This window comes from Mesorhizobium sp. (genome assembly GCF_005063415.1).
Taxonomy (GTDB): Bacteria; Pseudomonadota; Alphaproteobacteria; order Rhizobiales; family Rhizobiaceae; genus Mesorhizobium.
Map to the genome: position 1 here is coordinate 1 of NZ_SUEG01000172.1, position 9,876 is coordinate 9,876.

Sequence of the window (9,876 nt, forward strand, 5' to 3'; positions counted from 1 at the left end):
GAGCCGGTGGCGGAGGAGGCGGGCGTGACGCTCGAAACTTCGGTGCAAGGTTCTTTCGTCGTCAACGGCAATCGCGAGCTGATCGGCCAGGCGCTGTCCAACATCGTCGACAACGCGATCAAATATTCGACCGACTCGACCTCCAGGCCTACGGTTCGCGTGACGCTGGAGCGTGTCGGTAGCGAGATCAGACTCGCCGTCTCCGACAACGGCCAGGGCATTCCCGACGATGTCGACCGTGCCAGGGTGACCGAGCGTTTCGTGCGGCTGGAAAAGAGCCGCTCGCAGCCGGGTTCCGGCCTTGGCTTGAGCCTCGCCAAGGCGATCATGACGTTCCACAATGGACGGCTTGAGCTTCTGCCCGGCAATCCCGGATTGTCCGTCGTCATGAGTTTTCCCGGGCGGGAGGATCGCTGATGGTAGCGAGGATGGCAGTGCGACGCCTCGAAACGGACTGGCTGTTGAAGCCGGCGATAAAGCTCGTTCCGCTGGATGCAAGCCGCGCCAGGCAGGAATTGTCGGAGATCGCCGACGCCGCGCGGCAAAAAGAACTGCCGCGACTGGCGAAATTCTTGGCAGGCAAGGGGGTCGTCCAGGATTTCCTCGCCGCCGTGTTCGACCTGTCACCGTTCCTGCGCGATACCGCGCGCCGCCGGCCGCGGTTACTCGATACGCTTTTCGACGGGACGGTCGAGGCGCGGCTGTCATCGATCGGCGCCGCGGTCGACAAGGCAGCACGCGCAGAGGCCGTCTCCGAAAGCAGCCTGATGATGGAACTGCGTCAATTGAAGGCGGAGGCGCATTTCCTGATCGCCTTGGCCGATCTCGCCGGCGAGGCCGAGACTTCGCTGACGGTGCGGCGACTGAGCGACCTTGCCGACGCTTGCACGCGTGCGGCCGTCGATTTCCTGCTCCGCGACGCGCATGAGCAGGGCAAGCTCCGATTGCCGGATCCCAAAAATCCGGCGCGACGCTCGGGCTGGATTCTGCTCGGCATGGGCAAGCTAGGCGCGCATGAGCTGAACTTTTCCTCCGACATCGACCTCGTCGTCTTCTTCGACCCCGATGCGCCTGCCGTCGTCGATCCGCTCGATGCCACAGAGCTGTTTTCGCGCCTGACCCGCCGGCTGGTCCGTATCCTCCAGGACCGCACCGAGCACGGTTACGTCTTCCGCACCGATCTCAGACTTCGTCCCGACCCCGGCTCGACACCGCTGGCGATCCCGGTCGAGGCGGCGCTGCGCTACTATGAGGCGCGCGGCCAGAACTGGGAGCGCGCCGCCATGATCAAGGCGCGCCCAGTGGCCGGCGATGTTGCCGCCGGCGCCGTGTTCCTAAAGGAGCTGCAGCCCTATATCTGGCGCAAATACATGGACTATGCGGCGATTGCCGACGTCCATTCGATCAAGCGCCAGATTCACGCCCACAAGGGCCATGGCGAGGTCGCGGTCAAAGGCCACAACGTTAAGCTCGGCCGCGGCGGCATCCGCGAGATCGAGTTCTTCGTCCAGACCCAGCAACTCATCGCCGGCGGCCGCTTTCCCGAACTGCGCGGCCGCGAGACCGTGCCGATGCTCGGCGAACTCTCCGCGCGCGGCTGGATCACCGCCGACGCGCGTGATGCGCTCACCAGGCAATACTGGTTTCTGCGCCGCGTCGAACACGCCATCCAGATGGTTGCCGACCAGCAGACGCATATCCTGCCGGAGGACGAAGAGGGGCTGGAGCGCGTCGCCCGCATGCTGGGCTTTGCCGATGCGGCAGGCTTTGCCGAAACCTTTCGCGCCGCACTCCACCAGGTCGAGCGCCACTATGCTGCGCTGTTCGAAACCGCGCCGGAGCTTTCGGCCGGCATCGGCAATCTGGTCTTTACCGGCGACGTCGACGATCCCGATACCTTGCAGACCCTGCAGCGGCTCGGCTTCCAGCGGCCGAGCGACATCTGCCGGGTTATCCGCGGCTGGCACTTCGGCCGCTACCGCGTCACCCGGTCGGCGGAGGCGCGCGAGCGGCTGACCGAACTGACGCCGGCGCTGCTGCAAGCCTTCGGCCAGACGCGGCGGGCGGACGAGGCAGTGATCCGCTTCGACGAATTCCTTGCCGGCCTGCCTGCCGGCATCCAGCTGTTTTCGCTGCTGCAGTCGAATCCGGCTTTGCTGAAGCTGATGGCGACTATCATGGGCGCAGCACCTCGGCTGGCCGCCATCATCACGCGCCGGCCGCATGTCTTCGATGGGCTGCTCGATCCGGCGCTGCTGAGCGAACTGCCCAACCGCGCCTATCTGTCGGCGCGCCTTGCCGCCTTCCTCGAAGGCGACAGAGCCTATGAAGACGTGCTCGACCGGCTGCGCATCTTTGCTTCGGAGCAAAAATTTCTGATCGGCGTCAGGCTGCTTGCCGGGTCGATCGACCCGCCGCGCGCCGGCCGGGCTTTTTCCGATCTCGCCGATCTGACCATCGAGGCGGCATTGCAGGCGGTGATGGCGGAATTTGCTTTGCGTCATGGCTATATTGCCGGCGGCCGGGTGGCGCTGCTCGGCATGGGCAAGCTCGGGAGCCGCGAACTGACGGCGGGTTCCGACATCGACCTCATCCTGCTCTACGATCACGACGCCGATGCGGAGGAGTCCGACGGCGACAAGCCGCTTGCCCCGTCGCATTACTACAGCCGGCTGACGCAGCGGCTGATCGCCGCCGTTTCCGCGCCGACCGCCGAGGGCGTGCTCTACGAGCTCGACCTTCGCCTGCGGCCGTCCGGCAACAAGGGGCCGGTGGCCACCCATGTCGACGCCTTCAAGAAGTATCAGCGCCAGGACGCCTGGACATGGGAGCACATGGCGCTGGCGCGAGCCCGGGCGATCGGCGGCGATGCCGAGCTCTGCCGCGAGGTCGAAGGGGAAGTTGCCGCAGTGCTCGCTCTGCCGCGCGATCCAGCCAAGGTGATGGCCGAGGCATCCGAGATGCGCGCCATGGTCGACAAAGAGAAGCCGCCGCGCGATCCCTGGGACATCAAGCTGATCCCGGGCGGCCTCATCGATCTCGAATTCATTGCCCAGGTTGCGCTGATCACGGGAAAGATCGAGGCAGGCCGCAGAGCCACCGGCACGGCTGAGGTCCTGTCGCGCCTGGCGCCGGATTTCGCCAGCGCCCAGGTCAGGCAGGAACTGGTGGATGCCTATTCGCTCTATCTGGCGCTGACCCAGATGATACGGCTTTGCCTCACCGGCGCGTTCGAACGCGACGACGTTCCGCCAGGGCTTTCGGATCTGCTTCTGGCGGTCACCGACCTGCCGGATTTCGGGGTGCTTGAGGCGCATCTCAAGGAGACGTCGCAGAAGGTCAGAAAGGATTTCCACCTTCTGCTTCGTGCGAAACAACCGTGACGGCAACCAGCCGTAAGGGCGAGAGCATCGGACCCAACATTGCGACCTGTTTTTGGGAGGTTCCGATGTTCAATCAAGGAGATAGAGCGGGGGATTGAAGGTCCGCCGCTCTAGCATCGGGGGTGACGATGCAACAGGAGAAGACCATGAGAAAGACAACCAGACTTGCACTCGTTTTCGCAGCCCTGGCCGGCGCCGTCGGCACCGCAGCCTATGCAGACGAGCACTCCGGCGCCGGGCCGCGCGACGGCATGATGATGCGCCTCGGCAAGGTCATGAAGGACAATGACGGCACCATCACCTTCGACCGACGCCATGAACGCGCGGCTGAAGAAGATGGTCCCTGACAATGGCGGCAAGCTGACCGTGGCACAGCTCGCCGACGCCCTGGAGAAGGCACGCTTCGAGCAGATGGCCAGGCGCATCATCGCCCGTTACGACACCAAGGGCGACGGCACGCTGACCGCCGACGACATCGCCAGCCGTCAGAAGAAGGTCTTCGCCATGCTCGACCGCGACAATGACGGTAAGATCGAGAAGAACGAACTGCCGAAGGGTCCCGGCCGTCACCGCCAATGGGACGGCGAGGGCAATGATGGCGCTGACGGCATGCAGTGAGAATTGACAACCGCTCCGGCGGCGCGAGCCGCCGGAAATTTATTTTGTCGTTCAGGCAGCGGCCCTGACCGCCTGCGCGGCTTTCTTGATCGGGATGCGTACCGAGACGATCGTTCCGACGCTTTCGGTCGAGCGGATCTTCAACGCGCCACCCTGAAGCTCGGCCAGCGAGCGCGAGATGGCGAGGCCGAGGCCGGAGCCGGCATGGCTCTTGGAGAACTGGTTTTGCACCTGTTCGAATGGCCGCCCGAGCTTGCTCAGCGCCGCCTTCGGGATGCCGCAGCCATTGTCCTCGATCGTCAGGATCAGCGCGCTGGAAATGCTGCGGGCTCTGACCGAGATGTGGCCGCCTTGCCCGGTGAACTTCACCGCATTGGATAGAAGGTTGATGAGGATCTGCTTGATCGCCCTGCGGTCGGCGAACAGCGTCAGCGAATCGGCGATGCGGGTTTCGACGGTGATCGACTTTTCCGCCGCCTGCAGAGAAACGACGCGAACCGTCTCCCTGATAAGCGGGCAGAGATCGATTTCTTCCTGATCCAGCGCGAACTGGCCGGCCTCGATCTTCGACATGTCGAGGATGTCGTTGATGACGCCGAGAAGATATTTGCCGCTGCCGTTGATGTCGGTGGCATACTCTTCGTAACGCGGCGAACCCAGCGGCCCGAACAGTCGCCGTTCCATCAGTTCCGAGAAGCCGATGATCGCGTTGAGCGGGGTGCGCAACTCGTGCGACATGTTGGCCAGGAATTCGGATTTGGCCCGGTTTGCCGCTTCGGCCCGTTCGGTTTCCTTCATGTATTTGCGATTGAGCTCGACGAGCTCACGAGCCCGTTCCTCTTCCGCGCGGCGGGCAAGGCTGAGGTCGTGGATTGTCGCCATCAGCCGGCGCTCGCTGTCGACCAGCTTCTCCTGGTGCAGCTTGATCTGGGTGATGTCGGAGCCGACCGAGACGATGCCGCCGTCCCTTGTCCTTAACTCGTTCACCTGCAGCCAACGGCCATCGGCAAGCTGGCGCTCGAAGGTCACGCCCCCCTGCGGTCCATTGGTATTGGCAAGCCGCCGCTCCGAGGCGAAGGCCAGCATGCGTTCTTCCAGCACGGCGCGTGGGGCGCCCGGCATCACGTCGCGATCCGACAGGCCGTTGTCCTGCTGGTATTTGGAATTGCACATGATCAGACGCTCGGACGAATCCCACAAGACAAACGATTCGTTGATGTTTTCGATGGCCGTCCTCAGGCGCAGGTCCGCCGCTTCGGAGCGCAGCGCCAGGTGCCGCTGCTCGGTGACGTCGACGGCGATGCCGATCAGCTGGATCTCCGGCGCTTCCGGATCGATAACCTGTGCTCTTGCGCGCATCCAAACCCATTGCCCGTCGGCATGGCGCATCCGGAACACCTGGTCGATATGGTCGATCTCGCGTGCGACGATCCTGCTGGCGAGTTCGAACAAATCGCCGTCCTCGGGATGAATGATTTCGTCGACTTCGCCGAACGACAGCATCGTGTCGCAAGGCTCGTAGCCCAGCATGTCGTACATCGAGCGCGACCAGTACATCTTGCCGCGCACCATGTCCCAATCCCACAGACCGCAGCGGCCGCGTACCAGCGCCATGTCGATGCGCTGGTGGGCTTCGAGATAGATCCGGTCGGCGGTCTGGGCGCGCGCCGCCTGGCCGAAATAGGCGTAGAGGATGATGATCAGCACGCCGGCCGTCAGCACGAACAGCGTGACGTTGAGCGAGACCGTCTTGCGCCAGGCGTCAAAGACTGCCTCCTGCGGCACAAACGCTGCCGCGGCACCCCTTCGGCCATTCGCCAGGCTCACTGCCGCGTACCAGTCCTGTCCGCCGATGCTGACCTCCATCACCCCGGCGCGGTTGCCGAACATGAACAGCGGCTGCCCGCCCTGGACGACGCCATCGAGCGATCGCCCCTCCCAGCGCATCGACTGCGGCGATACGGCAATAATCTTGAAAGCGCTGTCGGTGATCGCCAGTACGTGGCTTCGGCCCATCGCGCCCTGACGACCGGTGCTCTCCAACAGGTCCTGGATTGCGCCGGGCGCGGAAACCACCGTCGCGTCGGCGGCGATCGAACTGGCCAGTTGGCCGGCGGCCAGCGCAAGGATCGCCTTGGCGTCGCGCTCGATCTCGTCGCGCTCGTTCATCAGCGACAGAAAGCGCAGCACTGCGATGATCAACAGAAAGATGATGATGAGGGCCGGTATCGATCGCCGCAACAGCGGCTCGGCTGCCAGCAGCCGTCGGTAGGCAGGTTCGGCGATGAGCCGCGTATTGCCTGCGAGACCGTCGCTTCGCGCCTCGCGACGCTCAAAAGCCGTCCCACCGGGCGCGCCCCACGCGTCCGCCTTCGCCATAAATGGCACTCCCCGATTTTCAATCTGCTTGGCGATCCGGCAACGCCGCACTTCCGAATCGTCAGTAAAGAATCAAACGTGATTCGCCTTGTCCAGAGGCGCGGCGAAAAAAGATTAAAAATCGACTAAAATAATGGGGTTTTCGGGCGGGATGGCATTGTGGTGGTGAGCTGGCGCGTTGTCAGGCGAGGGTGCGCTCGACGATGTCTCGCAAATCGGCCGACAGCTTCTCGGTATTGGCGATTGAAAGCAACGCCTCCCTTGCCTTGGCCTGCCGCACCGGTTCGAGCGAGCGCCACGACCTGAGCGCCGTCGCCAGCCTGGCGGCCACCTGCGGGTTGCGTTTTTCGACCTGCAGCACCGTTTCGACGAAAAGCCGGTAGCCCTCGCCGTCGGCGCTATGGAAGCCGGTCTGGTTGGCACTGCAGAACGTGCCGATGAGCGCGCGTACCCGGTTCGGGTTGGCCATCGAGAACGCTGGGTGGCTGGTCAAGGCGCGCACCGCGTCGACGGTTTGCGGGCCGGGCACGCTGGCCTGGATCTGAAACCATTTGTCCATGACCAGCGGATCGGTTGCATATTTCGCCTCGAAATCGGCCAGCGCCTTTGTCGCCTCAGGTGAGCCGTGGTGACGGTGCGCAAGCACGGTCAATGCCGCGGCCCGATCCGTCATGTTGGTCGCCGATTGGAAGTGCCGGGCAGCGAGTTCCGCACCTCCCGGCAACAAGGAGAGATAATCCAGCAGGACATTGCGCAGCGCCCGCCGCCCGGCACTGGCCGCATCCGGGCTGAACGGACCATTGTCGGCGAGCCGATCGTAAAGTTTGGAGAATATCTCGCTGTTGGCCTCGGCGATCGCAACTGCCAGTGCCTCGCGCGCCGCGAAAATGGCGTCGGGGTCGATGTTCTTGCCGATATCGCGGGCGATATCGGCCTCGCCGGGCAGCGCCAGCGCCAGCGCCCGATAGGCGGGTTCGAGTGCTTCGTCGCCGGCTATCTTGCCGGCAAGCTCGGTCAGCCGGGCGCTGAACTCGGGTTGCCTGCGGTCCAGGACCTGACGGAAGGCTGCAATCAGCGCATCGGTCAAAAGGGTGTTGAACGCCTGCCAGCGCGAGAAGGCGTCGCTGTCGTGGCCAGCCAGAAAAAACTGGTCGTCGGGCTGCTGCTCGACCGAAAGCGTCACCGGCGCCGAAAAGCCACGGTTGAGCGACATGGCCGGACGCTCGGCAATCTCGGAAAACCTGACGACATGGCGGCGTTTGCGGATATGGATGACGCCGTCCTCGACATTCGCCCCTTCGACGCCGCTATGGGCTATCGCCTCGCCACCGGCGCCAACCAGGCCGAAGGCAAGCGGAATGTGCATCAGCCGCTTGCGGCTTTCCGACGGTGTTGGCGGCACCGACTGCTCGATTTCGAGCGTGAATTCCCGCGCCGCCGGATTATACGCCGAACTGACGGTCAGGTTCGGCGTACCGGCCTGATGATACCACAGCGAAAACTGCGACAGGTCGCGACCTGAGACGTCTTCGAACACTTTGATGAAGTCTTCGATCGTCGCCGCCTGGCCGTCGTGACGCTCGAAGTAGAGGTCCATGCCGGCGCGGAACGTCTCGGCGCCGAGGATAGTATGGATCATGCGCACGACTTCCGAGCCCTTTTCGTAGACCGTCGCCGTATAGAAATTGTTGATCTCGCGGTAGCGGCGAGGCCGGACCGGATGCGCCAGCGGCCCCTGGTCCTCGGGAAACTGATGGGCGCGCAGCGTACGCACCTCGGCGATGCGCTTGACGGCGCGCGAGCGCTGATCGGCCGAGAATTCGTGGTCGCGAAAAACCGTCAGCCCTTCCTTCAGGCAAAGCTGGAACCAGTCGCGGCAAGTGATTCTGTTACCTGTCCAATTGTGGAAATACTCATGGGCAATGATGGCTTCGATATTGGCGAAATCGGCGTCGGTCGCAGTTTCCTGGTCGGCCAGCACATACTTGTCGTTGAAGATGTTAAGACCCTTGTTCTCCATCGCGCCCATATTGAAGTCGGACACGGCGACGATGTTGAAGACGTCGAGGTCGTATTCGCGGCCGAACGCCTCCTCGTCCCATTTCATCGACCGTTTCAACGCGTCCATGGCGTAGCCGGCGAGCCTCTCTTTGCCCGGTTCGACATAGATTCCGAGCTCGACCTTGCGACCAGACAGGGTAACGAAACTGTCCGAGATCTTGCCGAGGTCGCCCGCCACCAGCGCAAACAAATAGGACGGCTTGGGGAACGGGTCATGCCAGACCCCATAGTGCCAGCCGGCGGCAAGCTCGCCGCCGTCGACCGGGTTGCCGTTGGACAAAAGCAGCGGCGCCTCACGGCGCTGAGCTTCAATGCGCACCGTATAGACCGACAGGATGTCGGGACGGTCGAGGAAATAAGTGATGCGGCGAAAGCCTTCGGCCTCGCACTGCGTGCAATAGACGTCGCTGGAGCGATAGAGGCCCATCAGCGCTTCGTTCTGCGCCGGCGCCAACACGGTTTCAATTCTCAGCTGGAAGCGCCTTGCCGCAGGGGGGCTGATGATTGTCAGTTGATCGGGCGTGGTGAGAAAATCCGCAGGGCTCGGTTCGTGGCCGTCGATGGCGATGCTGCGGAGCGTCAGCCCGTCGCCATCCAGCACCAGTGGCACCGACGCCGCAATCCCGTCGCGACGTTCGACCGTCAGCACGGCGGTGACATGCGCTGCTTCAGGCGAAAGGCGGAAAGTCAGGCTGGTTTCCGGAATGAGATAATCACTGGGGCGATAGTCTTCGAGCTTGAAGACCTGGCCGGTATCTGTGCGCATTCCTTGAATTTTCCTGTCGATCCGGGGAGCGGCGGGCGGATCCGCTGGTCCAAATAAATTGAAGTCTGCGCTCTTTACACGAAACGCTCCCTCGACAAAACTGCAGCGACGTCTATTTCAGGCGATCATTTCCCAAGCATCATCGCGAGGCTTCCATGACCGTCGTCACGCCGAAATTCGGGATGAGCGCCTCTGTGTTGCGTCGCGAGGATCAGGCCTTCCTCAAAGGCGCCAGGAAGGCGGGTACGATCGGCTCGACGCCTGCCGCGCTCAATGCGGTGACCGAGGCGCTCTACCGCGCCTACGGCATCAGGCATATCGACATGCCGGCAACGCCGGCGCGCATTTGGGGGGCGATCGAGGAAGCAAAAGGGGCGTGACAGCCGAACCGGACTTGCCAGTGCTTGCTGCCGGCGACCACGCCGGCGAACACAGCACGCTGACCGGGATCGTGCTCAAGATCGTATCGGTGGCGGTCTTCGTCGGCATGTCGTCCTGCATCAAGGCGGCAGGCACCGTGCCGGCGGGCCAGATCGTCTTCTTCCGCTCCTTCTTTGCCATCTTTCCGATCATCGCCTTCCTCGCCTTCCAGGGAAAACTCGGAACCGCCTTTTCGACAAAGCGCCCGCTCAACCACATTGCGCGCGGCGTCGTCGGTGTCTGTGCCAT

The 9,876-nt window shown here is 63.3% G+C and carries 7 protein-coding genes and 1 pseudogene; 6 read left to right on the plus strand and 2 right to left on the minus strand.

Annotated features, from left to right (window positions below; translation table 11 throughout):
- The 4 genes from E5W70_RS28005 to E5W70_RS28020 all read left to right on the plus strand — a co-directional run.
- Positions 1-417: sensor histidine kinase (locus E5W70_RS28005; protein ID WP_292664564.1), on the plus strand; the 417-nt coding region annotated here is incomplete at its 5' end.
- Positions 417-3,383 (plus strand): bifunctional [glutamine synthetase] adenylyltransferase/[glutamine synthetase]-adenylyl-L-tyrosine phosphorylase, encoded by a 2,967-nt coding sequence (locus tag E5W70_RS28010; protein ID WP_292664565.1) that lies wholly within the window; start codon positions 417-419, stop codon positions 3,381-3,383. The genes E5W70_RS28005 and E5W70_RS28010, both read left to right, overlap by 1 nt.
- 146 nt (positions 3,384-3,529) lie before the next feature.
- Positions 3,530-3,730: a hypothetical protein gene (locus tag E5W70_RS28015; protein WP_292664567.1), complete on the plus strand. Its 201-nt coding sequence runs from the start codon at positions 3,530-3,532 to the stop codon at positions 3,728-3,730.
- Positions 3,669-4,001, plus strand: a complete 333-nt coding sequence (locus E5W70_RS28020) for a hypothetical protein (RefSeq protein WP_292664569.1) — start codon at positions 3,669-3,671, stop codon at positions 3,999-4,001. Before E5W70_RS28015 ends, E5W70_RS28020 begins: the two co-directional genes overlap by 62 nt.
- A gap of 51 nt (positions 4,002-4,052) precedes the next feature.
- Here the strand turns inward: E5W70_RS28020 and E5W70_RS28025 are convergent, their stop codons facing one another.
- Positions 4,053-6,380: a PAS domain-containing sensor histidine kinase gene (locus tag E5W70_RS28025; protein WP_292664571.1), complete on the minus strand. Its 2,328-nt coding sequence runs from the start codon at positions 6,378-6,380 to the stop codon at positions 4,053-4,055.
- Between the two features lie 181 nt (positions 6,381-6,561).
- Positions 6,562-9,207 carry an aminopeptidase N gene (gene pepN / locus E5W70_RS28030; RefSeq protein ID WP_292664573.1) on the minus strand — a complete coding sequence of 882 codons (2,646 nt, stop codon included), beginning with the start codon at positions 9,205-9,207 and terminating at the stop codon, positions 6,562-6,564.
- A 155-nt stretch (positions 9,208-9,362) separates the two neighbouring features.
- Here pepN and E5W70_RS28035 point away from each other — a divergent pair, with 155 nt between their 5' ends.
- Both E5W70_RS28035 and E5W70_RS28040 read left to right on the plus strand, forming a co-directional pair.
- Positions 9,363-9,587 (plus strand): hypothetical protein, encoded by a 225-nt coding sequence (locus E5W70_RS28035; RefSeq protein WP_292664575.1) that lies wholly within the window; start codon positions 9,363-9,365, stop codon positions 9,585-9,587.
- A gap of 20 nt (positions 9,588-9,607) precedes the next feature.
- A pseudogene (locus E5W70_RS28040) lies at positions 9,608-9,876 on the plus strand (EamA/RhaT family transporter); the annotation flags it as partial.

Coding starts and splice junctions, on each gene's coding strand:
- E5W70_RS28010 (WP_292664565.1), top strand. CDS start 417: ATGGTAGCGAGGATGGCAGTGCGACGCCTCGAAACGGACTGGCTGTTG.
- E5W70_RS28015 (WP_292664567.1), top strand. CDS start 3,530: ATGAGAAAGACAACCAGACTTGCACTCGTTTTCGCAGCCCTGGCCGGC.
- E5W70_RS28020 (WP_292664569.1), top strand. CDS start 3,669: ATGACGGCACCATCACCTTCGACCGACGCCATGAACGCGCGGCTGAAG.
- E5W70_RS28025 (WP_292664571.1), bottom strand. CDS start 6,380: ATGGCGAAGGCGGACGCGTGGGGCGCGCCCGGTGGGACGGCTTTTGAG.
- pepN (WP_292664573.1), bottom strand. CDS start 9,207: ATGCGCACAGATACCGGCCAGGTCTTCAAGCTCGAAGACTATCGCCCC.
- E5W70_RS28035 (WP_292664575.1), top strand. CDS start 9,363: ATGACCGTCGTCACGCCGAAATTCGGGATGAGCGCCTCTGTGTTGCGT.